22 protein-coding genes are annotated in these 24370 nt (G+C 39.0%); 11 read left to right on the top strand and 11 right to left on the bottom strand.

Annotated features, from left to right (window positions below; genetic code table 11):
- Positions 1-62 precede the first annotated feature (62 nt).
- The gene (locus AC106K_RS22500) at positions 63-662 is read right to left on the bottom strand and encodes a hypothetical protein (RefSeq protein WP_482447705.1); all 600 of its coding nucleotides are present in this window, start codon (positions 660-662) and stop codon (positions 63-65) included.
- Between the two features lie 358 nt (positions 663-1020).
- Between AC106K_RS22500 and AC106K_RS22505 the strand changes: the two genes are divergently transcribed.
- From AC106K_RS22505 to AC106K_RS22530, 6 genes are all read left to right on the top strand, one after another.
- Entirely contained in the window at positions 1021-1854 is an 834-nt protein-coding gene (locus AC106K_RS22505; protein WP_482447706.1) for a sigma-70 family RNA polymerase sigma factor, read from the top strand.
- Between the two features lie 43 nt (positions 1855-1897).
- The gene (locus tag AC106K_RS22510; RefSeq protein WP_482447707.1) at positions 1898-2476 is read left to right on the top strand and encodes an FMN-dependent NADH-azoreductase; all 579 of its coding nucleotides are present in this window, start codon (positions 1898-1900) and stop codon (positions 2474-2476) included.
- A gap of 2 nt (positions 2477-2478) precedes the next feature.
- A complete protein-coding gene (locus AC106K_RS22515) occupies positions 2479-2838 on the top strand; it encodes a nuclear transport factor 2 family protein (protein WP_482447708.1) in 360 nt (119 codons plus the stop codon).
- A gap of 288 nt (positions 2839-3126) precedes the next feature.
- On the top strand, positions 3127-4251 hold the full coding sequence (locus AC106K_RS22520; RefSeq protein WP_482447709.1) for a DUF4236 domain-containing protein: 1125 nt from the start codon (positions 3127-3129) through the stop codon (positions 4249-4251).
- Between the two features lie 172 nt (positions 4252-4423).
- A complete protein-coding gene (locus AC106K_RS22525) occupies positions 4424-7234 on the top strand; it encodes a TonB-dependent receptor (RefSeq protein ID WP_482447710.1) in 2811 nt (936 codons plus the stop codon).
- Positions 7235-7238: 4 nt separating this feature from the next.
- Entirely contained in the window at positions 7239-8279 is a 1041-nt protein-coding gene (locus AC106K_RS22530) for a phytase (RefSeq protein ID WP_482447711.1), read from the top strand.
- 655 nt (positions 8280-8934) lie between these two features.
- Here the strand turns inward: AC106K_RS22530 and AC106K_RS22535 are convergent.
- The 8 genes from AC106K_RS22535 to AC106K_RS22570 all read right to left on the bottom strand — a co-directional run bounded on the left by AC106K_RS22535 (position 8935) and on the right by AC106K_RS22570 (position 19204).
- Complete coding sequence (locus AC106K_RS22535) at positions 8935-9657, bottom strand: sterol desaturase family protein (RefSeq protein WP_482447712.1); 723 nt, start codon at positions 9655-9657, stop codon at positions 8935-8937.
- Between the two features lie 66 nt (positions 9658-9723).
- On the bottom strand, positions 9724-9996 hold the full coding sequence (locus AC106K_RS22540; protein WP_482447713.1) for a hypothetical protein: 273 nt from the start codon (positions 9994-9996) through the stop codon (positions 9724-9726).
- 30 nt (positions 9997-10026) lie between these two features.
- Positions 10027-11355 (bottom strand): S41 family peptidase, encoded by a 1329-nt coding sequence (locus tag AC106K_RS22545; RefSeq protein WP_482447714.1) that lies wholly within the window; start codon positions 11353-11355, stop codon positions 10027-10029.
- A gap of 6 nt (positions 11356-11361) precedes the next feature.
- The gene (locus AC106K_RS22550) at positions 11362-12102 is read right to left on the bottom strand and encodes a hypothetical protein (protein WP_482447716.1); all 741 of its coding nucleotides are present in this window, start codon (positions 12100-12102) and stop codon (positions 11362-11364) included.
- A gap of 177 nt (positions 12103-12279) precedes the next feature.
- Positions 12280-13206, bottom strand: coding sequence for a choice-of-anchor J domain-containing protein (locus AC106K_RS22555; protein WP_482447718.1), 927 nt, complete (start codon positions 13204-13206; stop codon positions 12280-12282).
- Positions 13207-13280: 74 nt separating this feature from the next.
- Positions 13281-14579 carry a hypothetical protein gene (locus AC106K_RS22560; RefSeq protein ID WP_482447720.1) on the bottom strand — a complete coding sequence of 433 codons (1299 nt, stop codon included), beginning with the start codon at positions 14577-14579 and terminating at the stop codon, positions 13281-13283.
- A 344-nt stretch (positions 14580-14923) separates the two neighbouring features.
- Positions 14924-18205, bottom strand: a complete 3282-nt coding sequence (locus AC106K_RS22565; protein WP_482447722.1) for a TonB-dependent receptor — start codon at positions 18203-18205, stop codon at positions 14924-14926.
- A 51-nt stretch (positions 18206-18256) separates the two neighbouring features.
- Positions 18257-19204: a FecR family protein gene (locus tag AC106K_RS22570; RefSeq protein WP_482447723.1), complete on the bottom strand. Its 948-nt coding sequence runs from the start codon at positions 19202-19204 to the stop codon at positions 18257-18259.
- A gap of 242 nt (positions 19205-19446) precedes the next feature.
- Between AC106K_RS22570 and AC106K_RS22575 the strand changes: the two genes are divergently transcribed.
- A complete protein-coding gene (locus tag AC106K_RS22575; protein ID WP_482447724.1) occupies positions 19447-20073 on the top strand; it encodes an RNA polymerase sigma factor in 627 nt (208 codons plus the stop codon).
- A 39-nt stretch (positions 20074-20112) separates the two neighbouring features.
- Here AC106K_RS22575 and hxpB read toward each other — a convergent pair whose 3' ends face one another.
- Both hxpB and AC106K_RS22585 read right to left on the bottom strand, forming a co-directional pair.
- On the bottom strand, positions 20113-20754 hold the full coding sequence (gene hxpB / locus AC106K_RS22580) for a hexitol phosphatase HxpB (protein WP_482447726.1): 642 nt from the start codon (positions 20752-20754) through the stop codon (positions 20113-20115).
- Between the two features lie 21 nt (positions 20755-20775).
- The gene (locus AC106K_RS22585) at positions 20776-21396 is read right to left on the bottom strand and encodes a helix-turn-helix transcriptional regulator (protein WP_482447728.1); all 621 of its coding nucleotides are present in this window, start codon (positions 21394-21396) and stop codon (positions 20776-20778) included.
- 195 nt (positions 21397-21591) lie between these two features.
- On the opposite strand from AC106K_RS22585, the gene AC106K_RS22590 reads away from it, so the two are divergent.
- From AC106K_RS22590 to AC106K_RS22605, 4 genes are read left to right on the top strand one after another with little or no spacing between them, the layout of a single operon-like run.
- A complete protein-coding gene (locus AC106K_RS22590; protein ID WP_482447730.1) occupies positions 21592-22218 on the top strand; it encodes a superoxide dismutase in 627 nt (208 codons plus the stop codon).
- Positions 22218-22739, top strand: a complete 522-nt coding sequence (locus AC106K_RS22595; RefSeq protein WP_482447732.1) for a DUF2480 family protein — start codon at positions 22218-22220, stop codon at positions 22737-22739. Before AC106K_RS22590 ends, AC106K_RS22595 begins: the two co-directional genes overlap by 1 nt.
- Before the next feature lie 6 nt (positions 22740-22745).
- Positions 22746-23315, top strand: a complete 570-nt coding sequence (locus tag AC106K_RS22600; RefSeq protein WP_482447733.1) for an NADPH-dependent FMN reductase — start codon at positions 22746-22748, stop codon at positions 23313-23315.
- Position 23316: 1 nt separating this feature from the next.
- Positions 23317-24369, top strand: a complete 1053-nt coding sequence (locus tag AC106K_RS22605; RefSeq protein ID WP_482447734.1) for an NAD(P)/FAD-dependent oxidoreductase — start codon at positions 23317-23319, stop codon at positions 24367-24369.
- The last annotated feature ends 1 nt before the right edge of the window (position 24370 follow it).

Consider the following 24370-nt stretch of genomic DNA (forward strand, 5'->3'; position numbering starts at 1 on the left):
TCTGCACTTCATTAAAACTGACTGACTATCATGAACCGCATTGAAAAAATTTCAATGCGGTTTTATATTTTCTGCTGATCAAAAAAGGCTCTGATCATCTTTGAGCTTTCCTCAGCGGTTCTCAGACAGATAATCTCTCCGGATTCATCGGTTGTGATATGCCCTTTGAAGGCTTCCGGCATTCTTTCATATTGTTCATTCAACTGATCCAGCAGATCTTTGAAACACTCATAATCATATTTTCCGACCAGAAATGGCAAGGCATTCTTCCCTCTCAGGAGTTCATATTCCTGGTAATTGTAAGGCGTTGTTTCTTCACGTTTTGCTAAAGTTATTTTAAACTTGCTGACCAGTTTTTCAATTTCCTTTTCATTAGAAAACCGGGCTAATCCACGTAAAGCATAGATTTTCATATCAAGGTATCTTTCTTTTTTATAAGCCATTTCAAAGAATGACTGTAGTTCCGGATCTGTATGATCATAAAGTAGTTTTAGGATCTTATTCCGATACGAGATTTCTTTGGTATCGGTATAAATCCGAACCAGATGATGACCGTTTTCAGCAGTAATATTATTGGGATTAAGATCAAATAATGCTTTTCTAAAATCAGGATGTTTTTGCTTAGCCTTTTCATCTGATAGAATTTCCGGGAATGAGTTCATACTATTAATATTATAGATATTGGGTATTTTCTTGGTGCAAATTGGGAAAAATTATTTTAAAGATACGCTGCAACACTATAGAATTTTATGTTTTGGCTGAATCCAATGGAATTATCTTTATAAAGAAGACGGGCTAAAGCCCGCCCCTATTGATACAAGCACAAAAAGATATTTAATGAGAGATACTTTATACTTTATACTTTATACTTTATACTTTATACTTTATACTTTATACTTTATACTTTATACTTTATACTTTATACTTTATACTTTATACTTTATACTTTATACTTTATACTTTATACTTTAACAAAATTGTCACACTTTCTTCACTAAGTTTGTCTTAAAAAGAAATGTCATGCAGGAAAATTACAGCAGGCTACTTACCTATGCCTATAATATTACCGGATCCTATGAAGATTCTCAGGATCTGGTACAGGATGTAATAGAAAAATATATTTCTTTGGATAAGTCTGAGATCAGAAATGAAACCAATTTTCTAATCAAAAGTACCATTAACCATGCTATTAATTTTAAAAACAGACACAGCAAAAAGATGGTGTATGGAGAGTGGCTTCCTGAACCTCTGTCTTTTGATAATGCAGAAAATAAACTGATCAGGGAACAGACTGCCCGCTATACCCTGCTGGTTCTTTTAGAAAAGCTGAATGCAAGGGAACGTGCCGTGTATATTCTCAAAGAGGCCTTTGATTATTCCCATCAGGAGATTTCGGAAGTTCTTGATATTTCAGTAGAAAACTCCCGCAAGTTGCTGAGCCGTGCCGGTAAACAACTACAAAATATACCATACAGTCCTGATCATGTTAATATATCTACTGATACCCACATTCTTCAACAGTATCAGCAAGCATTAAGTGATGGAAATATTCCCAAGATTGAGGAACTTCTTATTGATGACATCAGACTTTCTGCAGACGGAGGTAAGCGGATTCGTGTCATCAAAGCAGTGGAAGTTGGAAAATCGGCTACAGCACAGCTTCTGACCTATGTACAGCAGCAGTTTTTGGGCAGTAAACCTTTTAGTTTCCATACGTTCAATCATCAGCCTGCAATCTGCTTCTGGCAGGGAGACCGTATTTACAATTGTCACATTCTGGATATTGATGTCCACGGAATGATCCGTGAAATCTACTCTATTGTAGATCCTGAGAAATTAAAAAGACTGCAATAAGTGTCACGTTTCTGAAAAGGAGTGTGTCTTTAAAGAAAAAAGTATGAACACATTACTCAGAATCGACAGCAGCCTCAGAACGGAAGGCTCATATTCAAGAACATTAGGAGATTATTTCATCAATCAATGGAAAGTAAGAAATCCCGATGGGATCATCCTGGAAAGAGATCTCACCAGATCACCTATACCTCATATGTCTCAGCAGACTGTGGATGCCTTTTTCAGTGAAACACCTGATCCGGAAAGCATCAGCTTATCTGACCAATTGATCGATGAACTTTACCAATCTGACGAAATCCTCATTACCTGCCCTATGTATAATTATGGAATTCCTTCTTCTTTAAAGGCCTATTTTGATCTGGTGATCAGAACGAAGAAAACGTTTGCAGGATACAATATTCCGAAAGGATTACTCGAAAACAAAAAAGCATACATTATTTCTTCTATGGGTGGTATTCCTGCAGGAACACTGAATCCTTTAGAAAGTCATCTGACCCAGCTTCTGAATCATATGGGAATTGTTGATATTTCCTACTTCCCTCTTGACGGAACAGTAGATCAGACAAAAATTACCGATAAAATCACTTTACAGCAATTACAAATTCTAAAACACCTTAATTAAATATGGAAGAAATAAAACAAGCCATTGAAAATTTTATCAAAGGTGGCGACAACAGCGACACTGAACTTCTGGAGAACATCCTTCATAAAGAGTATCAGAATATTCAGGATGGATTTTTTGATCAGACCGGAATTTTTATCATTCGCAAAGAAGAATATATCGGGTTGGTACGGGATAAGGTTTTTGGAGGGAAGCCCTGGGAAATTACCTATCATTCCATTGAGAGGAAAAATAATATTGCCTGTGCACAGGTTGCTCTGGAAAGTTCTGTTCTGCGTTTTTTTTCTCTCATTACCTGCGTGCAGGAAAACGGACTTTGGAAAGTGATTACCAATATTCCTTCGATAGAAACCAGAAATTAGATCATATAGGACACGAAGACTCTATAAAAAAATCTTCGAAATCTATATAATCAGAGAGAATAATATAATTGCCACTAATGCACGATTTTTTTTTTCATTCGTGCATTCGTGGCATATAAAATCCCGTTTAAATATCGGCATAAATTCTCCAGTTTGCGAAAAAAATTCATTTGTTTTCCGAAGTTTAAATAGATTAAATAAACAGGCCCTCATTTACGGTTTCCCGTAAACAAATTATAGCATTGCTTACTAATTTTGACCAACAAAGTAATCTATAAAACAATAATCATGGCTTGGAGCTACAGAAAGAGAATAAAAGTAATACCCGGTGTACATCTTAACTTCAGTAAAAGAGGAATATCCACCACTATTGGAATAAAAGGAGCCAGTATCAATTTTAGCCGATCAGGTACAACTCTCAATACCAGTGTACTTGGGTTTTCTACCCGCCATAAGCTATCCGGTTTCCAATCATCTTCAAGACCTGCCCCTTCTCCGGCTTATCCTGAGCCTTCTATAAATCCTGTTTATCTTTCTGAAGAGAATATTTTCAGCGCTGACATTCATGAAATTACAAGCCAAAATATGCAGGGCATCAAAGAGGCTATTATCCTGGCTCAACAGCAAAAAAAAGACCTGACTTCTGATCTAAGGAAAATTACACGGTCCCTTTCCGCTACAAAAGCAAAAAAAATTCTAAGTTATGTACTTCTTTATGGTCTGATCAAAAAGGAAATTCCGCAAAATTCAGATCGGGATATAAAGGCTCAGCAAGAAGCAATCAGGCAAACAAAGGAGATGATTGAAAAATGCTATGTAAATCTCGAAATTGATTTTGACATCGAAATCAAAAGAAAATTTGAAAAAATCTATGAATCTTTCAAGAGGCTTAGTACCTGTCATAAAATATGGGATATTACAAGTGCTCATTTTCAGGACAGAGTAGCAATGCGATCTTCTGCAAGTACCATTGTAAACCGAAGAGAAGTCAATTTTGCATTAAGAGCAATTCCTTATATAAAGTCAGATTATCAGGCGTTATATATGAAAAATGCAAATGGAGCCGATATTTACATATATCCAACCTTCATTGTTATGTATACCAATGAAAACAACTTTGCCATTATTGGAATCAATGAACTGAATTTTCAACATACCTATACCCGTTTTACAGAAACTTCTACAGTCCCCAGAGACTCGAAGATCATTGGTCAAACCTGGGCTAAAGTCAATAAAAACGGGACACGGGACAAGAGATTCAAAAGTAATTATCAAATCCCGGTAGTGCGTTATGGAAATATCAGGCTTTCCACTCAGACAGGACTTAGGGAAGAATATGAATTCAGTAATTATGAACTTACGGAAGAATTCGGTAATGCTTTCAAAGCCTTTCAATCAGAATTCAGATCGTAATGATAACTTCTTAAAGACTGTTTTCACGGATATTCTGAAAACAGTTTTTTAAGTTTTGATCGGGCTTCAGAGTTTCTTTGTTAACAAATCTTAAAACAACCTTAATCTTCTCTTCAACCCTTTTGCCAAACAGACGTTTAATTTTGTTTCAATTTTAATCTATTAAAAGAAAGTGAAGAAAATTTTTACCTCTGTTTTGTTTTGTGCTTCTATCTTTTTCTATGCACAAACCGGATTTCTTTCCGGAAACATTAATGACGACGCCAGAATTGCCCTGCCGGGAGCCAAAATCTCCTTAAGCCCGGGGAATATTTATACTACTTCTGATGAACACGGAAATTTCGTATTTCTGAATGTTCCTCCGGGAAATTATACAATGAAGATCGATTATCTGGGCTATGGAACTCATGAATACAACGTAACGGTAGAATCTGAAAAGAATACCCGTCAGAATATTGTTTTTGATAAAAAAGAAACGTCTATTGCTGAAGTGGTTGTCTCCGGAGCCACTTTAAAGAACCAGGCAAGAGCTTTAAACAAGCAGAAAAACAACGCCAATATCACCAATGTGATTTCTTCTGACCAGATCGGACGTTTTCCGGATGCCAATATCGGAGATGCCTTGAAACGTGTTCCCGGAATTACCATACAAAATGATCAGGGTGAAGCCAGAAACCTTATTATCAGGGGTCTTGCTCCCAATCTTAACTCTGTTACCCTGAACGGAGACAGAATTCCTTCGGCTGAAGGCGACAACCGTAATGTACAGATGGACCTGATCCCTTCTGATATGATCTCTACCATTGAGGTCAACAAAACTCTGACACCGGATATGGATGCCGATGCCATCGGAGGATCCGTCAACCTGATTACCAGAGCCTCTCCCAACGGACAAAGGATCTCTGCTACATTGGCTGGAGGATACAACCCGATCCGTGAAAAAGGCAACTATACAGCCGGACTGGTGTATGGAAACCGTTTCTTGAATAAAAAACTAGGGGCTGTTTTCAGCTTTTCCTATAACAACAACAATTTCGGATCTGACAATATAGAACCGGTATGGAGCCAGGCCAATGATGCTGCAAAAACAGCTTACATCAGTAAAATGGGCGTTCGTTACTATAATGAACACCGCATCAGGCATAGTTTTGATCTTAATATGGATTATGAATTCAATTCTAAAAATAAGATCTATGCTTCAGCCATGTACAACTTCAGGAATGACAAAGAAAACCGTTTTGCACTGGGGTATAAGATAAAACCGGTCTACAATACTGACGAATCTGAGATTACAGGTTGGAAAGGCAGTATCACACGGCAAAATAAAGGCGGCGATGCTGATAATGACAATACCCGTCTTGAAAAACAGAAAGTTCAGAATTATGCATTGAGAGGAGAACATCTATTGGGTTCTAAGGTAGATCTTGACTGGTCTGTGAACTATGCTACTGCCAGTGAAGACAAGCCCCATCAACGCTATATAGAGTTTGAAAACAGTAAAATGAATTTCTCCCCGGACCTTAGCAATCCGAGAAAGCCCATCATCAATCTTCTGGCCTCAGATGATCTGGGAAGCTATAAGCTGAGTGACCTTTCGGATGCCAATAGTTTTACACAGGAAAAAGAATTGGGTGCAAAAGTGAATGTCCGTTTCCCATTTTCTGTGATTGCAGACCAAAAAGGAAGACTTCGTACCGGTTTCCGCATGCGTTTAAAGGAAAAGGAAAGAAATAACGACTTCTATGCCTTTACACCTGTCGGCAATATGGGAAGCTTAGCTTCTTTACCCACTGTATATCTTGACGGAACCAACTTCCAACCGGGAAATTATGTTCCGGGAAAATTCGTTGATCCTGCTTATTTAGGTGGATTGGATTTGTTTAATCCAGGGCTGTTCAACGGAAAATCGAAACCATCAAAATTCCTGTCCAACAACTACAGTGCAAAGGAACAGATCTATGCAGGATATATCCGTTGGGATCAGGATTTCAATGATAAACTTTCCATGATTGTGGGAGCGCGTATTGAAACCACCCAAATTGATTATACCGGAAACTATGTCATGAATGAGAAGGACTTGGTAGGAACGATCAATAATACCAATACCTACACCAATGTACTTCCGAATATCTCTTTCAAATATGTCCCGGTACAGGATTTAGTCCTTCGTGCAGCATTTACCACAGCACTTGCCCGTCCGAATTATTATTCATTGGTTCCTTATCTGAATGTTATTTCAGAAGATGAAATCATTTCAGCAGGAAACCCGGACTTAAAAGCAACCTATGCCTATAATTTTGATTTTATGGCAGAAAAGTACTTCAAATCTGTAGGAATCCTTTCCGGAGGAGTTTTCTATAAAACCCTGAATGATTTTATTTATACTTTTTCCCGAAGAAATTATACAGCGAACGATTTTGCCCATGATTTTGCAGGACAGTCCAATCCTATTCCTGCAGGAGAAAGCAACTGGAAATTTACCCAGCAGCGTAATGGTGACAATGTAGATATTTATGGTTTTGAAGTGGCTTTACAAAGGCAGTTAGACTTTATTCCGGGAGCATTCTGGAAAGGATTGGGAGTGTATGTAAATTATACTTATACGAAATCAAAAGCGAAGGGAATCAGAAGTGAAGACGGAACCGAGAGAACAGACGTTGGTTTCCCGGGAGCTGCACCACATATGTTCAACGGGTCACTTTCCTGGGAAAACAAGCGTTTTTCTGCAAGAATTTCGATGAACTATGCTTCTCATTATATTGATGAATTGGGTGGCAAAGCTTTCGATGACCGCTATTACGACAAACAGTTTTTCCTGGATGCAAATGCTTCCTATAAAATTACCAGCCAACTGAGAATTTTCGCAGAGGCCAATAATCTGACCAATCAGCCGTTAAGATATTACCAGGGAATCCCAAGCAGAACTGCTCAGGCTGAATACTACAGACCTAGATTTACCATGGGAGTAAAATTTGATTTTTAACAACATGAAGAAGATAACTTATTATATAGCAGCACTAGCCATTTTTCCTTTTGTAATCAACTGTAAAGGGCAGAATCAGTCAGAGGAAAAATTAAAGCCTACCGTTATTACGGAAACTGTAGTACACGATACCGACGATCCGGCCATATGGATCAACCCCAAAGATCCCTCAAAAAGCATCATCATCGGAACAGATAAAGATACTGATGGCGGGCTGTATGCTTTTGACCTCAACGGTAAAATCACCCATAAAGTTTCAGGGCTTAAACGTCCCAACAATGTAGATATTGAATATGGTTTTGTTTTGAATGGTAAGAAAACAGATATTGCAGCCGTTACAGAACGTGAAACCAATAAAGTAAAATTCTATTCACTTCCGGACCTGAAAGAGATCGGGGAAATTTCTGTATTTGAAGGTGAAACTGAACGTGGCCCAATGGGAATTTCAATGTATAAAAACCCTGAGACAGGAGCTATTTTTGCCATTGTAGGAAGAAAATCAGGACCTAAAGACGGTTATCTCTGGCAGTATAAGCTTTCTGAAAAAAATGGCCGTATCACAGGAGATGTGGTCCGTAAATTCGGAAAGTACAGCGGACTGAAAGAGATCGAAAGTATTGCCGTAGATGATGAAATGGGATACATTTATTATTCTGACGAGCAATTTGGCGTTCACCAGTATTACGCAGACCCTGCAAAAGGAAATGAAGAGCTTTCAATTTTCGGGCAAGGTGATTTTACTTCTGACGTAGAAGGAATTTCGATCTACCCTACTTCTAAAAATACAGGTTATATTTTAGTCTCCAACCAGCAGAATGATACATTTAATGTCTATTTAAGAGAAAACCCTAAAAAAGGACGAATTGCTGAGATTCCTGTTTCTACCCTTGAAAGTGATGGCTCTGAGGTAACCAATGTCAATTTAGGTCCAAAATTCCCTAAAGGAGTGTTTGTAGCCATGAGCAACGGGCGGGTATTTCATCTGTATGACTGGAGAATCATTGAAGAAAGAATAAAATCTGCTGTAAAAGCTTCAAAGCCGTAATTTTTAAACGAATGTTTTTCAGATAGCACAAGCATTTGTCTTTCTATTATTATTTTAAACCATTAAGATATAACAAGGTCTAAGAATCATTAAGATACATTTCACTTCTTAACGATTCTGATTGCCTTTAAAAATCTTAATGGTTTATGTTTTTTAGGACCTCAGCTCTTCTCCGCTTATGCTTTATCTACTGGTTTAAATAAATTTGTTATTATGATTTTTTCTAAACGCAAAGTTTTTATTTTAATACTGTCATATTTTGAGAGAGTACAGGGTGGAATCAATACATTGATTCTTATGAAGCGTATGCATGGCCACTAAGCTTTATTAGCAGTGAAGCCGCCATATTCTTAGCTTCCTAAAATAAAAGATTCGAATCTCTATTCCTTTGAGTCAAAAAAACTGATACTTTCTTTAAATGTAAAGTTATTTTTTGATTATGCTTTACTATATGTAAGCTAAGGATGAATCGATTTCCAATCGGTCCGATGAAGCAAACTTATAAAAATTCAGAATTTGCAGTATTATTCTCCGTTGCTAAATTTTATCGCAGATAAAATTCTTTGCGCCTTATAAAATCGCATGAAAAAAGCTCTTGTGTCTTTGCGCCTCCCAACAATAACCACTCACCTAATAATAACAAGCTCAAAACATCTCACTTGTAAGTCCCAAACAACCTATCCCAGATAGATGTATAAAATCCAAAGTTTTTGGTTTCATCCAGATGATGCTGATTATGAAACCGCGTTGTTCCAACAAAAAACTTATCAAAAGATGCTGGAAAAAACTCTCTGTTTAAATGCCCGATTGTTCCCCAGATCAGATTAATCAACAGATAAATAGAAATTGAAACTACAGAAAAATCATACACTATCAGCAAAACCAGCATCATCAGACCAAATCCTAGCGTCTCAAAGGGATGAAGTACAAAAAGGCTCAGATAGTTGGTGCTTACATGTTCGTGATGCTTTCCATGCAGCAGCTTATAAACAAAAGGAAAATGGGCTGCATAATGAAAGAAGTACATCAACAAATCCATTAAAAAAAGCAGTGCAACTACTTCCAAAACAATGATACCGGATGACTGATGAGTACCTACTGTAATCCAGCCGTTTTTCCATAGAAAAACACCAATTAACATCACCAGACTGTTGCAAAGAACAGTGAGAAGGCTCTGATAGAAATCGGGTTTTGTTACCGGATGGTTTTGTGCCTGTAAAGCGCTTTTACGACAGGTTTTATCGATGAAAAGGTAAAGTCCTATGGAGAACAGATATAGAAAAATATTAATGACTAAACTGAATATGATCCATTGTGGCCAGGAAAACTGCCAGAATAGTTCTAAATAACCGGAAAGTTCAGTTGCCTTGTAATTCATATACTCTTTTATCCCTTCAACCTGATGTAAAAGTATGAATTTCGGATTTAAAATCAACCATCGGGATTATTTCTCTCTCGCTTTTTTCCTAAGTTCACGAAGCCTCATCGTTAGCTTTCGTCTTAAATCATTATGGTATTCACGATAATTTTTAATGCTTTTTTCCAGGTTCTGCTTATTGAGTAAATAGTCTTCGTACAAATCGTCCAGCTCTGAAATCTTTACCAGAATATCGGAAGACTGAGCGTCAGATTCATCCATGGCTTCTTGTAATAATAAGCGAAAATATTCCATACGGCCCATGAGGCTTGTATGAAGTTTGGGTTCTATTCCTTGCATTATTGTATTTTTAAGAAACTTATAGAGTGGCTATCTCGGTGTCTGAGCAAAATTCACATCACTCTGATACAGTACCTTCACTTCCTGATGTGCTGCTGATTTTAAATAAGGTCCATCAAGCACAGATGAAATAAGGGTTTCCGCAGGATCTCCCAATGGCAGCAGAGGTAATGTTGAATATTCATTAACCATGATCTGGGGGGTAATTCCTTTGCTGTATTCTCCGGTTCCATCTGCATTGAATACTTTATAAATGACCGGATGGATCTGCCATGAAATCTTTTTGGGTTTCCGTTTATCCTCTACAGTAAATCCGGCCATATCTTTTCCCAAAGTAGTATTCCCGATCTGGATGACCTGCAGGTAAGGTTTCAGATTGTTGACCACTATTTCAGCAGCAGAAGCCGTACTGTTAGAAGTAAGAACATAAACCCTGCTGACTCCTAAGGCATTTGAGCGTAAAGTATTAAAATCAAGCGCTTTATGATCATAGGCAATCTGCTGGGCAAATGTTCTCTTTACCTCACCACCGTTTTTATTCCCTTTAAACAGGATAAATGGTGAGCCGGACGAAATTCCTGCAGGAATCAGTGAGCAAAGAGCCGCCGCCGCAGAAACTGATCCACCGTAATTATAACGGAGATCAACAATAAGTTCCTGTACTCCAGCAGCTTTAAATTCTGCAAACTTTTGGTTGAAAACAGCAGTCATCCCATCGGGAAAATCATAGACATAGAGATAGCCTACCTTCTTTCCGTTTTTATTAAATATTCTTGATAATAAAGGCTGTTCGGAAGAAAAACCATAGTATACCTTGATTTCTTTTTCATTGGCAACGGTTCCATTATTCCATGTTCCTACAGTAAGATCAAGCACGGTAAAGTCTTTCATAGAATCGGTGATCGTTTCTGCATTGTTTGCGGTAATTGCTTTTCCGTTGATCTTCGTAATCATCATTCCCCGTTCAAGCCCGGCATTGAATGCAGGAGAGTTTTTAAGAACCAGTTTAATGGTAGTAACCACCTGCCCGTTTGGCAGCTGAATCACGGTATAATCAAAACCATACATATTCCGGATAGAACGTGGATAGCTGGAAGGGTCTTCAGTATTTACAATGAAAGAAAACCGATCCTGAGGAGCCAGTAAACTTTTAAAAAAATCTTTTACAGGAAGGTGATAATCAGGTTTTGCAGGCATTTGCTCTGCCCAGTAATAATATCGTCTCATACTGTCCTGCACCCAGACATTCACTGATTCTGTACTTCCTTCGGGGAAAACCGGAACATTGTCATCATTATTGGTACAGGAAATAAGGATGAAAACAATGGCTATCAATTGAAGTTTAAAAAAATTCCTCATTCCTGATTATAAGTATTCTGAAATATCAATATCTCCTTTCACTCCCCACACTCCATTTTCCAGTGTTTCCTGAAGCACGATCATATTAGCCCCTGTATGCTGTTTTATTTTAACCTTAATGATTTCAGAGCCTGAATAAGGTTCGGTAGTTCCCGGTTTATACAATTCAAGATATACCGGAGCTGTAGCGCTAAAATTATTATAGATCTTTACAGGCGTAAAGCTGTCTTTTCCAATATTCTCAAATTCTGCCAGTACTACTCCATTTTCTCGTTTCAAAATACCCTTCACATTTTTAAGGGTTGAGCCGGAATATTCTCCCAGATTCGGAAAAATAAACTCAAAACCTACTTTTCCAAAATTCACCTGTGGTTTTACAGCATCTGCCTGCAGGAAAATCCCTGGGAGATTAAAGAAAAATATATTTTTATAGTCTTCTACATGATCATAGCTGATATTGTATTTTGCTATTTCTGCACCTGTTTCGTTATTATATATGGACAGTCTGTTGGTTTCACCCTGATCCAGGACAAACTGAAGCTTGGTTTCTATTTTATTGGTATAGGAAGTTTTGCCATCAATAGATACAGGTTCTCCCTTGAATCTCAACTGAAGAACATCAGGTCTGGAATATCCTTTAATGACCACTTCTCCCGGTTTTTGCACGGCATCATATCTTTCCATCACCGTTTGGTCTGTGCATGAAAATAATATGATCAATAATAGTAATGCAAAGATCTTATTCATCTTTTATATGATTTAAAAACTTTTAAAAATTGCCCCGCCCTTTGATGCAGGGCAATAATAATTATAAAAAAACTAGTTGGATATGTTCTGGATAACGCTCTTATAAAGATTGTTGTCCATTATTGTATGTCTTAAACTTTATGATATTTCTCTTCTCAATTTTTACAATCAGAAGGTTTATTTTCTGATCAGCTTCAGTTTTTCTGAGATTTTTCCATCGGTAACCTCCAAGATATAAGCACCTGCCGGTAAAGCTGCTATATTTACAGACTTTGAATACTGGGCTGTAAGAACTTTCTGCCCTGCTGTATTATAAATACCGATCATCGTCATGTTTTCTTTCAATTCCGGATTAAGTTGCAGCTGTAAGTATTCTTTTACCGGATTTTCTATTATTCTGGTAAGATTTTCTTTCTTTTTTACATCCTTTGTGTTTAAAGTAAGGGATGAAGCATAAATAGCCATTTCATCTATATTGATATTCTGAATATTGCTTCCTGCTGATTTTCTGTTGGACCAGATTCCGATGTAGATTTTCTTTCCGGCAAAAGAGGACAGATCTACAAGACTTTGTACAAACTGGGTAAGATCTGCAGGAAAAGGATTCTCGGTGTATCCACCTTTGATTTTATAGGGGTTAGGAAGGTCATTTCCATTCGTATCTACAGCAAGTGCCTGAAAATCTGCCAAGCCCGGAACAGGTTTCTGAGGAGTGCTTACATAGATATAAAGATCTCTGGCCACTGTAGCCTGACTTGCTCTCTGTCTTCCTACATCAGCTGTTAAAGTAATGGTTCCTGAAGCGGATGACAGATCAATTTCCGGAGAAATAATCCAATCGTTTTCTGAAGCGAAATTGGCGGCTGTACCTGAAGGAACAAGATTGATAGAGTGACGGATGGTTCCTGAAGTTCCATAGGCCATTGTCGTTCCGTTATGGTAGATATTTTTCCCCTGGCTCCATGCATTTCCGTTATTATTCAGATCATGGATTGTCCATCCCTGAAGGTCATCAGCCGTTTCAAAAGAATTGCTCCATACAAGCTCCTGAGCTGCAGCAGCCTGTGATACCAATACAACAGATAGTAAAAATAATTTTTTCATAATACGTATTATTAAGATTTTTTTGAAGAATAAAAGCAGGGAAAGACATAATGCTTTCCCTGTTATTTAAAAGCTTATTCCTGAACTGAGAAGTCATATTTTGTCCAGACACCCTGGAAGTTTCCACAGTTTCTAGGAGAAACATTCCATGGCCCTTCGTTGAAGAACGGCTGGCTCATTCCCCACAGAGAAGCAAGAGTACCTGTCAGTAGGTTTGAAGCAGGAATTCCTGCAGTTCCCGCACCTGTCACAGAAGTTCCGAATCCATGTACAAAAATTGAATTTAGATTAGAAGCTGAAGAAAGTTCAGAACCTGTACCTTCTACCTTGATTCCTACAGGGTATCCTGTAACTACAGCATTATTTAATGTCAGTTTTCCATTTCTTCTGATGTGGATCCCGTTTTCGTAAGCAAGTCCTTGTCCGGCTACTCCATTTTTAGCCCCGATAATCGTAAGATTGTTGATTACAGGATTAGTAATCAATGATGTAGCAGTACCTCCGGCGTTGTTATCCAACTCGATACCGTTAGAATCCGGATCACCTCCACTCACAGTGTGTGCTGATCTGTAATCTGCCAAAGACAATGCACAGGTAATGGTTCCTGTATATCCGTTATCAAAGTCGAAATTATCATCTTCTGCTGCAAAAGAGATCAGGTTGGAAGCATTTACTGTTCCTCCGAAGAACTCAAAAGAATCGTCCTGACCGTAAGAAACCTGGATATGATCTAAAGTAGTTCCATTTCCTACACCTCCCAATGATAATGCGTTCACCTCGTTTCCAGAGTTAGCTCCTACGAAGTCATAACCGGCGAACTCAATACGTACATATTTCATTGTTCCTGCGTTGTGAGAAGGATTGGTTCCTCCAAAGTAATAATCGCTACCGCTTAATCCTTCGATAGTAGTTGTAGAAGGTACGTTGGTAGGTGCATCTCCTAACAGGATCACCCCTCCAAAATCTCCAGGTGTAGCAGTCGTAAGATCATCTCCATCCAATAATCTGTAACTTGTAAAAACAATTGGCTGAGATTCAGTTCCTGTAGCATTGATTTTACCTGTTTTGGTAATAACAAGAATTCCTGAACCTTCTCCTATTGAATTAGGTTTTGCTTTGATAAAAGTTCCAGGCTGAATGGTAAGGGTTGCTCCGTTTTTCACGGCTACTGTACCGTCAATTTCTATCACTCCACTCCAGGTTACGTCAGAAGTAATAGGACCACTTACCTTAGTTACAGGAAGACCAGCAGCTGTAAGATACTCAGCTGAAGTAGGTTTCATCTCGAAAGGAGTGGAAGAATCTGCTAAATGATCGTTTTGACAAGCTGTAAGGGATAATGCAGCAGCTGCAATTAGAGTTAATCTTTTCATTGTTATAATTTTTGATAGATCCGGTTATTTATTTTTATGACCGGAAATTTTTAATATTCAGAAATATCCGCCTCTATATCTCTGCGATTTGGTTATTGTTTACCTCCTACAGACCAGGAGGAGCTGATCTGTCTGAGTTCCCTGTACATCCGCTACTGTCCGGGAAAAGACAATGGCGTCCGGTTTTTGGCTGGTCCGGTACTGCTGTGCGCTTCATCAGTATTGATCCGGCTTATGTTCAGGATTCCGAAACCTGTACACTTCTCTATCAAGAGCTCTTTTTATCTCATCTTTTTCAAAAACAGAGTATTTCCTCAACTTTTGAAAATTATTCTGTAAAAAAATCAAAATGTATAATTCACACTCAGCCCGAACATTCTTCCGCTATACGCCCGAAACAGAATTTTATCAATATCCTTATCATATTTGCTGGTAGCACCAGGCAGCAGTTCCATTGATTCTCTTACGGTTTCCAGATTACTTCCGGCATCTTTTTTACTGACATAGGAATTATAGTTGTTGTAATATTCTTTGACTCTGTTGAAAAGGTTTCTGATATTCAGCTTTACTTCAAGATTTCTGTTTCTGAGAAACTTATAGGAAACCTGTGCATCTGCCACCGCATACGCCCGTTGTATTTCTTCGCCATTATAAGCGTATCCCACCGTGATGTACTGATCCCCTTTTGCATTATATAAAAAACTGAGTCCCAGTCTCTCTCCATCATACATTAATCCTAAATTATAGGCATAAGGTGTCTGCCCGTAAAGAGGTCTATCCACTTCATAAGTAGCATCGTTTTCCCCCGTTTTTTCCCTGTCTTTGAAAGCGGTTACTCTGGTATCGTTATAGGTAAAATTTCCACTGATGAAAAGTTTGGAGAAAAATGAGTCCGGAATAATAAATCCTAAGTTTTTTCTCACTTCAGCTTCTACTCCTTTCAGTTTTGCATTTTTTGAATTGCCATTATAGAGATAAAGATTTCCTTCATTAGAAATAAATCCTTCACGTTCAATAGGATTATCTATATTTTTATAATACAGTCCTGCCGAAAATATTTCTCCAAGCCCTGGAAACCATTCGAATTTAAAATCATAATTATTGACTATTGATGATACCATTTCCGTATTGAAAATCTGACCGTTGGCTATCGGATCGAAATAAGGTAATCCGGTTCTTTCGTTAAACTGAGGACGGATAACGGTTTTGTTGTAGGCCAGCCTCAAATTGATCTTATTGGTAGGACTATAGGTAAAATTAGCGGAAGGCATCCATTGCCAAGGTTTATCATCAACTCCATATCGGGCAAAGTTTCTGGAATCTTTAGTTTCCAGCTGCTGAGAAATCAGGTCATACTGAAAATACTCTGCCCGTAATCCCCATACCAATCTGAATTTGTTCTTCCAGCGATTATCCAACATCACATACATCGCATGCTGCTCAACTTTTCCTTCATATTTACCATCCACATACAATGGTCTGGTCTCCCATCCGATTCCTCCGGGTACATAATGAGAACCGTCAAACCAATCGGCAAGAGCTCCGTACATCTGTAAGATTTTTGGATTAGGAACGGGTCTGTTTTCATCAACTCTCAACAAAAATTTCTGCTGCTGGTTGGTATTAGTCTTGGACACTCCGGCATAGCCTACTTTAATATCATTTTTGAAATTTTCCCTGTCAAAGCTCCATTTAAAAGAGGCTCCGTAATTATAATCCGTTTCCTTACTGGCAATATATCCCCTGGCAAAATCGCTTGAAGAGTTATTGACCTCGTAATAATTTAAAATCTCACGCCCCACAAAACTATACAGGTTCTTGTGCAAAGTATAATCTTTAGTATCTGATGACACTCCGGTTCTGGCTGCAAACCAGTTGATTTCCATATTCCCAAACCTATGATTCCCCTCCAGTTTATTCTGCAGGAATGTCTGATAGACAGGGTAATCCGTATTTCCTGTAAAAGGTTTGTCTAAAGAGGAGATTTTGGACGGATCATTATTGGGAATAATCCCATGATAAAAATAATTATAGGAAGCTTCAGCATTGGCTGGCAGTCCACTTCCGCCCGTATATTCGTCCCACCCTGTAATTCGGGTCAGCGTATTGTCATAGATATGGGTGTATGAATTACGGAAAGAAATTCTGTTTTTATTCAGCTGCAAGCCGAAGTTAAGCATTCCTGCCACGGTAGAATTGTAATTGTAGGATGCTCCTTTATTTTTAAAATTATAAAAAGGAATCTTTCCGTTTTCATCAGGCACTCCGGTCGTATCCAGCCAGTTTCCTCTTCCTGTATGGTCTATATCCAGTTTATTTTGCTCGTTTCTGATGATAAAAGCCCCTGCAAAACCCCATTTATTATTATTTTTAAGAGCATATGTTCTCCCCAATGCAAGCTGTATATTAGATCCCATGTCTCCTCTTGTCTTGTAAGTAGTGAAGTTGTCATTGGTAAACTGTCTGGACTGCTCGAAGAACAATGGGTTAGCCTGGTTTACCGCTCCAAGACCTTTCGGAAAATCTCTTGTCCCGTCATCATAGCCGAAATAATCATACCTTCCTCTTTTACGGGTCAGAAACTCTTTAAAAGCCGACTGATCATTATAGGAAGTTCCCAGACTCACAGTCGTAAAGTTTTCATTGGGAATATCTTTGGTTCTGATCTCCACATACCCGCCCGCAAAATTGGCGTTCATATCCGGTGTTGCCGATTTGCTTACCACAACACTTTCCACCATGGCTGTTGGAATGATGTCAAAAGAGAAGTTCTGATTGTATGTTTCGGTACTCGGCAGATTGATTCCGTCCATAGCCGCTGTATTCCACCGCTCTCCCATTGATCGCACTACTACATATTTGTTGTCAATAGTGGTAATTCCCGTTACCCTTTTCAAAGTTCCGCCCACATCATTATCCGGAGTTTTGGCAATCTGTTCCGCTGAAATTCCGTCGCTCATCTGGGCTGCCTTTTTCTGCTGGGCCAGTAAGCCAGCCTGAGTATCGGCTTTACGGGTGGCTGTCACTACCACTTCTTTAATATCGGTAACTTTATCAGATGCTCTGTTCAACGCAAATGATACAGAATTCGTTTCTTTATTATTGACCATTAATTTTTCTACCCTGAGTGTGTTGTATTTAGGGGCTTTTATGGTCAGATTATAGAGTCCTGAAGGAAGATCTACTGAGAAATCTCCGTTATTATCCGTTACGGTATTTCTTCCGGAAATATTCACTTCAGCTCCTGCAACAGGGTTTCCCACTTCATCTACTATTTTCCCGGAAATACGTCCGTTTCCCGGTATAGAAGCATTCGTGATTTCATATTTTATTGAAATAAGGTCTCCATGCAGGCGGAATACCACAGGAAGTCCATTTGTAATATCTTTTAAACAGGTATTGATCGATGAATTTTCACATTTTACCCCTTTTACCTTCAGCTCTTTGATGTCTACTTTTGAATAGGCCAGTCTCATCCCTGTCTTTCCTGCAAACTCTTCCAAAACTTCAATTAATGGTCTGTTGGCAGGAACAGAAAACGAAACTTTCTGAACCAACTCCTGTGCTTCTGCTGCAACAGTAAAAAATAAGGCTGCTATGGTAAAACCACATTTCAAACTTTTCATACGTAAGTGTTCTCTTTAGATTTAAGATTATCTGGTTATTTATTTTTTGGATTATTTTTTCAGGATGTAGGCATTATCTTTCATCTGTACTTCAAACCCCAGAATAAAGGCAAGAGATTCAATATTTTCGCTCACCGTTCCTCCCGTAAAGTCTGCCGTGATTTTTCGGTCTTCAGCTTCTTTCGGATAATGGATTTTCGTATTGTAGTTGCCTTCCAGAACGGTAATTACTTCTTTTAAAGGAACATCATTAAAACTCAGAGCCAGCAGTTCAGGAAGCTGTTTTCCGGAAGCTTTATCCGATGTGAATGAAATAACTGCTGCCGTATGGGCTACCCCGAAATTGGTCCATTTCTGATTGGGTTTAAGATAAGAAACCGGAACTCCTGCAGAAGATACCGCAACTTTACCTTCGTACAGATCTACCGCCTTTTTCCTTCCGGACTGAGAAATCTTAAATACCGTTCCCAATACTTTTGTACTGAAACCGTCTGCCTGAACGATGAAAGGATGCGTCTTTGATTTCGCTACAGAAAATAAAGCATCTCCTTTTAGGCTCACCAATCTGGTAGCCGCCGGAAATGATTTTTCAACAGTCAGCTCAGCACCGGGTAATAAGGTAACTACAGAGCCGTCTTCAAGATGAACAATTCTGTTCTCTAATGTCGCAAGATAAACATCCGGCTTGATGAATGTATGATAAGTAAAGAGTCCGCCCACCGTCAGAAGCAGAATAATGACCGCTGCAATTCTGTAGATCCTGTTTTGGAAACTCTTCCTGTGTCCTATGGTTGGAGAAGGAGCAAAATAATGTTCCAGCTCAGCCAGTACTCTTTCTCTGGCTTCCTGCATATGAACCCCGTCAAGATCTTTTTCTGCACGGCTATTCCATGACTTTAGAACTTCCTCCTCTTTTTCAGAGATCTTTTCCTCTGAAACTTCGCGTGCCCAAAGTCTGAAAACAAAGGCCTCGATATTTTTATAGTTAAAACGTTTCATAAAATATTTCATCGTATTCACAGATGCTTCTATCTATAAGACTGTGAAAATGAAAAACTTCCCCAGGCATTTCTTAATATTATATTCACATTAAAGCCTGGTTTATGATGATTTTCAACCTTTTTTACATTTACTCAACATTAACTTCATATTCAAGCTTGGTTTTTCAGAAATATTTAACCTTACCATAATTAAAGTTCACAAAAAGTTAATTTTCCTTTAGGTAATTTTGTGACAGCAATATGAACCTAACAGACTATACTCTACTCAAGAAGATCAAATCAGGCGACCGTCCTGCATTTATGCTGCTGTATGACCGATACTGGGATAGTTTGTACCGTTTTGTTTTTATACGGACAAAGGATAAAGAAGTTTCTGAAGAACTGCTTCAGAACTTATGGGTAAAGATCCTTGAAAATACAGACACCATCCAGACTGATGAATCTGAAAGTGCAAAAGGCTACCTGCTCCGCCACCTTCATTACAGAATCCTGGATTACTACAACAGCTATAAAAATGCGCCTCCTACGCTGAGCATTGATGAATTCGATATGCCTTCAGAAATAGACATTTCCGATACTGAATATTTTGAAATCCTTGAAGAAAATGAAATTTCCGCTTTATTATCGATGATTGATGAAGTGGTTTCACAACTTCCTTCCACAGAACAGCAGGTATATGAAATGAGAATCCGGCAGAATATGTCAGTCAATGAAACGGCAGAAGCATTAGGAATCAGCAATAAAACCGTAAGTAATAAATTAAGCAAAGCACTTGGAGAAATCCGTGAACAGCTGAGTCCGGACTATCAGTCTTCTAAAAAACTGGTATCTATCCTGATGCTGATGGAAATATTGACAAAGTATTGATATTTTTAAGGATATTGAAACCAAAATGCAGGTTTTCTCCTAAAAAACAGGCAGTAAAGCTTCTTTAAAGGTCATTATTTTAAAATCAGCGAGATCAGAATGTATATTTTCATCATTATTGGTAAAAATGATCGTCTTCATACCCGCTGCTCTGGCTGCCCGTAATCCGGAATGGCTGTCTTCTATGGCCACACAGTGTTCAGGAGATACTCCCAGTTTCTGCGCAGAGGTAAGATAAACCGCCGGATGTGGTTTTCCCTGTATTTCCAGTTCGGATGAATGAACAACATCAAATAAATCACGGACTTTCAGCTTTTCGAGAACTGCATCTGCCACCCGTAGAGGGGCATTGGTTGCCAATCCGATCCTGTATTCTTTATGGCTAAGATCCTGAATAAAATCCTGTATTCCGGACATTGTGCAGTCTTCCCTTTTGATCAGCTCTATAACTCTTGATACCACTTCCTGCTCCACCTTGGGTACATCCAGGTTTTCCCAGGGAAATCTTTCATACCAGAACTCTGTAACCTCTCTGGTAGTCATGTATCTGGTCTGTGCTGCCAGTTCATCAGTAACCTGAACTCCATAGGATGAAAACACATCCTGCTCTGCCTGAGCCCAAAATCCTTCGGAGTCTACAAGAACTCCGTCCATATCAAATATTACCGCTTTTACAACCATTTTTTATTGATGAATCACAAATTACTGACTGATTTTATACACACAACGCTGTCCCCCGGAAATAATGTGATCTACTCTTTCCACGGTATATTCTTTCCCTAGCAATGATTGAAAATTGGATAATTCGGCCCGGCAGAATCCCTGGCATTCTGTAGCTGCAGCACAGATAGGGCAGTGATTTTCAATGAGGAAATAATCATTACCTTCTTTCTTCCATTCTGCCATATAGCCTTCTTTACTTCTGGCTACGGCGAGAACTTCCAGACGTTGTTCCAGATTTTTGGTTTTGGCAAGGGCTTTTTCGTATCGGTCATGGGTATTTTTCTCCCGGTCACTGATCAGCAGGTCCAGGGCATTTTCGCCCAACAGATTTTTGACAGATTTCAGCAGCTGGACGGTTATTTCAGCATGAGTATCCGGAAACTGAGCCAGTCCTTTTTCTGTCAAAGTATAATAGGTAGAAGGACGCCCTACTCCCTCACTTTTCACAGTAGGCTGTATCAGTCCTTCCTGTGCAAGGTTCAGCAAATGCTTCCTCGCCCCTTCCTTGGTGATAGACAGTTCTTCAGAGATAAGAAGTGAAGTAGCCTCACCTCTCATTTTTAAAAACATCAGAATCCGATCTGCAGCCGACTTCTTCATTTGACAATATTTTGGTTGTTTTATTTTCCAACAACAAAGATAGTCATTTTCTATAATCTTTGAAATAGAAATACAAATCACTAGTTTACAATATTTTAAATAAAAATTCAACACAATCCATAAAACAACCAAAAAGTTGTTTTATTGAAATATATTATTACCTTTGTCTCACATTAATCAAAAAAAATAAATAGAATGAAACCATTTACATTACCTCAGCTTTCTTATGCTTATGATGCCCTTACTCCTTTTATCGATACGGAAACAATGACGATTCACCATCAGCGTCACCATCAGGCTTATGTAGATAATTTGAATACTGCTCTCGAGCAAACCAATGAAACCAATCCTGACCTGGATTCATTGCTGCAGAGAATAAGTGAATACAGTCCGGCTGTAAGAAATAATGGTGGCGGTCACTACAACCATTCTTTATTCTGGGAAATTCTGTCACCACAACCTAAATTAAACCCCGAAGGCAATCTGAAAGACGCTATTGTATCAACTTTTGGCAGCCTTGAAGACCTTAAAGCAGAAATGAAAAAAGCAGGTCTTGGACAATTCGGATCCGGATGGGTTTGGCTTTATGTAAAATTCAACGGTTCTCTGGCTGTAAGTGCTACTCCTAATCAGGATAATCCTATGATGGATGTTCTTACCATGAACAGAGGTTTTCCTATTCTTGGAATTGATGTTTGGGAACACGCCTATTACCTGAACTACCAGAACAAAAGAGCCGACTACCTGGATGCTTTCTGGTCTGTCCTGGACTGGTCTGCTGTGGAGAAAAAATATGAAGAAGCCCTTTCAAAAGTAAAATAATGTGTGACTGTACCCCCGTTATGAGCCAAAATCCTTTCATTAATAAAGCAAAAGCTTCGGGCATCATTGCTCTTGACCTTTCAGACTATAAACCTACTACCGAAATTGTAGAGCTGGATATTAAAGACCATCTTTTCATGGCAATGATCGTCAAGGAAAAAGAGTTTAAAGAATCCATTGCTGCCACAGATTTTTCCCTATACGACGGAAAAGCAGTGGGGGTCATCTGTTCTACGGATGCGATCATTCCGCCGTGGGCCTATATGTTTATTATGGAAAAGCTTTCTCCGTATGCTGTATATGCAGATTTAAACAATGCCAAAACAATACTGCTTGATCTCTGGAAGCGCCGTTTGACCTATGCAGATCTTAAACAGTATAAGGATCAGAAAGTAGTGGTAAGAGCCAATTCGGATCATGATCCGGCACTGTATTTACTGGCGGCCGGACTTCTGAAACCTCTGGTAAAAAGCCTGATGTACGGAGAAATAGGTTTACCAAAAGTAATTTTCAAAAAATAAAACAACATGAAAGCAATCATATTCAACGGATCGCTGGAAAGAAGAACGGAGTCTACCTCCGGACTCATTTCCCGATATTTTGCAGAACGTCTGGAAGCATTGGGAATTCAGACGGAAGTGTTTACCCTTGCTGATTCGGGAATTCCTCTGTTTGATGTTACCCTCAGCAAAACACCGATGGCTGTGGAACGCATGAGCCAGATGTTCCGGGATGCCGACCTCCATTTCTGGCTTGCTCCACTTTATCACGGAAGTATTCCGGGCGTCATGAAAAACTGCCTGGACTGGCTGGAAGTAACGGCCAATAGGTACGAACCGTATCTCACAGATAAAACAATAGGTCTGGTATGCTGGGCCGATGGCTTGCAGGCCATGCAGGGAATCAATACGATGGATGTCATTGCTAAATCACTGCGGGCATGGCCTCTCCCATTCAGTGTTCCTGTTGTCAGAACCTCATTATTTGCCCCTGACAATCCAAAGGAGATTTCACCGCTGTATGCAGCTAAGTTTGATAAGCTGATCAGCATTGCCACCACAAAAAGAATAGAAAAAACGACTATAAACCACTTATAACATGATAGAAACAGATATACTGATCATTGGTGCCGGCCCTGCAGGGTTATTTACGGTATTTGAAGCCGGCCTTCTCAAGATGCGATGCCATATTATTGATGCATTACCCCAGATGGGAGGCCAGTTATCAGAGTTATATCCCAAGAAACCTATTTTTGATATTCCAGGATTCCCGAGTGTACTGGCGGGAGAATTGGTTGACAATCTTTATGAACAGATCAGACAGTTTGAACCTGGTTTTACCTTCAATGAAACGGCTGTCCATCTTCTGAAACTTGAAGAAAACCTTTTTGAAGTCATTACAGACAAAGGGACCAGACACAGAGCAAAAGCAGTGATTATCGCCGGTGGTCTCGGAAGTTTTGAGCCTAAAAAACCGCCTATTGAAAATATTGCTGATTATGAAGATCTTGGTGTCAACTATTTCGTCAAACGCCCTGAAGACTATGCCGGAAAACGGGTGGTGATTGCAGGAGGTGGTGATTCCGCTCTGGACTGGACGATTCATCTTGCAGAAATGGCTTCTTCTATTACCCTTATTCACAGAAGAAATGAATTCAGAGGCGCACTGGATTCCGTGGAAAAAGTAAAAAAATTAAAACATGAAGGTAAGGTCAATCTGATCACTCCGGCAGAAGTGATCGGGCTTGAAGGAAACGGTTCTTTACAAAAGATTATTGTGGAGAAGGAAGGAACGCTTCAAACCATAGAAACTGATTATTTCATTCCTTTATTCGGGTTGGTTCCTAAACTCGGGCCTTTGGCAGATTGGGGACTGGAACTGGAGAAAAATGCGATCAAAGTGGATAACAGTACCGATTTTCAAACTAATATCTCCGGGGTTTATGCCGTAGGTGACATTAATACTTATCCTTATAAAATGAAGCTGATCTTATGTGGATTCCACGAAGCTGCCATTGCCTGCCAAAGTATCTACCAGCGTCTGAATCCGAACAAAAAATTTGTACTGAAATATACTACCGTCAGCGGAATTGAAGGCTTTGACGGAACTAAGAAACAGGCAGAAAAACAAGTTGTAGCAACGATTGACTAAT

Source organism: Chryseobacterium sp. FR048 (assembly GCF_056844665.1).

What these genes read in the sequence shown, in the direction of transcription:
- AC106K_RS22540 (WP_482447713.1), bottom strand. Translation starts at nt 9,996, where the DNA reads ATGCAAGGAATAGAACCCAAACTTCATACAAGCCTCATGGGCCGTATG.
- AC106K_RS22555 (WP_482447718.1), bottom strand. Translation starts at nt 13,206, where the DNA reads ATGAAAAAATTATTTTTACTATCTGTTGTATTGGTATCACAGGCTGCT.
- AC106K_RS22600 (WP_482447733.1), top strand. Translation starts at nt 22,746, where the DNA reads ATGAAAGCAATCATATTCAACGGATCGCTGGAAAGAAGAACGGAGTCT.
- AC106K_RS22585 (WP_482447728.1), bottom strand. Translation starts at nt 21,396, where the DNA reads ATGAAGAAGTCGGCTGCAGATCGGATTCTGATGTTTTTAAAAATGAGA.
- AC106K_RS22590 (WP_482447730.1), top strand. Translation starts at nt 21,592, where the DNA reads ATGAAACCATTTACATTACCTCAGCTTTCTTATGCTTATGATGCCCTT.
- AC106K_RS22545 (WP_482447714.1), bottom strand. Translation starts at nt 11,355, where the DNA reads ATGAGGAATTTTTTTAAACTTCAATTGATAGCCATTGTTTTCATCCTT.
- AC106K_RS22570 (WP_482447723.1), bottom strand. Translation starts at nt 19,204, where the DNA reads ATGAAACGTTTTAACTATAAAAATATCGAGGCCTTTGTTTTCAGACTT.
- AC106K_RS22510 (WP_482447707.1), top strand. Translation starts at nt 1,898, where the DNA reads ATGAACACATTACTCAGAATCGACAGCAGCCTCAGAACGGAAGGCTCA.
- AC106K_RS22500 (WP_482447705.1), bottom strand. Translation starts at nt 662, where the DNA reads ATGAACTCATTCCCGGAAATTCTATCAGATGAAAAGGCTAAGCAAAAA.
- AC106K_RS22605 (WP_482447734.1), top strand. Translation starts at nt 23,317, where the DNA reads ATGATAGAAACAGATATACTGATCATTGGTGCCGGCCCTGCAGGGTTA.
- AC106K_RS22560 (WP_482447720.1), bottom strand. Translation starts at nt 14,579, where the DNA reads ATGAAAAGATTAACTCTAATTGCAGCTGCTGCATTATCCCTTACAGCT.
- AC106K_RS22565 (WP_482447722.1), bottom strand. Translation starts at nt 18,205, where the DNA reads ATGAAAAGTTTGAAATGTGGTTTTACCATAGCAGCCTTATTTTTTACT.
- AC106K_RS22515 (WP_482447708.1), top strand. Translation starts at nt 2,479, where the DNA reads ATGGAAGAAATAAAACAAGCCATTGAAAATTTTATCAAAGGTGGCGAC.
- AC106K_RS22530 (WP_482447711.1), top strand. Translation starts at nt 7,239, where the DNA reads ATGAAGAAGATAACTTATTATATAGCAGCACTAGCCATTTTTCCTTTT.
- AC106K_RS22535 (WP_482447712.1), bottom strand. Translation starts at nt 9,657, where the DNA reads ATGAATTACAAGGCAACTGAACTTTCCGGTTATTTAGAACTATTCTGG.
- AC106K_RS22575 (WP_482447724.1), top strand. Translation starts at nt 19,447, where the DNA reads ATGAACCTAACAGACTATACTCTACTCAAGAAGATCAAATCAGGCGAC.
- AC106K_RS22550 (WP_482447716.1), bottom strand. Translation starts at nt 12,102, where the DNA reads ATGAATAAGATCTTTGCATTACTATTATTGATCATATTATTTTCATGC.
- hxpB (WP_482447726.1), bottom strand. Translation starts at nt 20,754, where the DNA reads ATGGTTGTAAAAGCGGTAATATTTGATATGGACGGAGTTCTTGTAGAC.
- AC106K_RS22520 (WP_482447709.1), top strand. Translation starts at nt 3,127, where the DNA reads ATGGCTTGGAGCTACAGAAAGAGAATAAAAGTAATACCCGGTGTACAT.
- AC106K_RS22595 (WP_482447732.1), top strand. Translation starts at nt 22,218, where the DNA reads ATGTGTGACTGTACCCCCGTTATGAGCCAAAATCCTTTCATTAATAAA.
- AC106K_RS22505 (WP_482447706.1), top strand. Translation starts at nt 1,021, where the DNA reads ATGCAGGAAAATTACAGCAGGCTACTTACCTATGCCTATAATATTACC.